The following is a 548-nucleotide window of genomic DNA, read 5'->3' as shown; positions in this document are numbered from 1 at the left end:
TGCAATGGCTCATGCTGCAGCAGCAGCAGGCGCAGGACTTCGTCATCGCCACCGGCCAGCAATACAGCGTGCGCTCCTTTCTGGAATGGACCGCCGCCGAGCTCGGCATCGAGCTGCGCTGGCAAGGGCAGGGCCTCGAAGAAGTCGGCCTGTGGAACGACCGCCCCATCGTGCGCATCGACCCGCGCTACTTCCGCCCCGCCGAGGTCGAATCCCTGCTGGGCGATGCCACCCAGGCCCGCGAAAAGCTCGGCTGGGTGCCCGAGATCACCGCGCAGCAGATGTGCCAGGAAATGGTCGCCAGCGACCTGGCGCAGGCACGGCAAAACGCCCTGCTGCGCAACCACGGGTATTCGGTGAATGTCGGATCAGAGTGACGCCCTGGCCCGCGCGGCCTCCGCACCGCGCACCGCCCTCATCTGCGGCATCTCCGGCCAGGATGGCGCCTATCTTGCGCGTGAGCTGCTGTCGCGCGGCTACAGAGTGGTCGGCACCTCGCGCGATGCCCAGGTCGGCAGCTTCCACAACCTGGTTCGCCTGGGCATCCG

The 548-nt window shown here is 67.7% G+C and carries 2 protein-coding genes; both read left to right on the top strand.

Annotated features, from left to right (window positions below):
- Positions 1-377, top strand: a 377-nt coding sequence (locus tag ACMUOY_RS20865; RefSeq protein ID WP_413894613.1) for a GDP-mannose 4,6-dehydratase, incomplete at its 5' end; no start/stop codon positions are given.
- Positions 361-548, top strand: a 188-nt coding sequence (locus ACMUOY_RS20860) for a GDP-mannose 4,6-dehydratase (RefSeq protein ID WP_413894612.1), incomplete at its 3' end; no start/stop codon positions are given. The genes ACMUOY_RS20865 and ACMUOY_RS20860, both read left to right, overlap by 17 nt.

The organism is Candidatus Skiveiella danica, assembly GCF_022705245.1.
Lineage (GTDB): Bacteria > Pseudomonadota > Gammaproteobacteria > Burkholderiales > Burkholderiaceae_C > Skiveiella > Skiveiella danica.
Note: the sequence above shows the minus strand (reverse complement) of the source record. Positions and strands in the feature narration are given on the sequence as shown.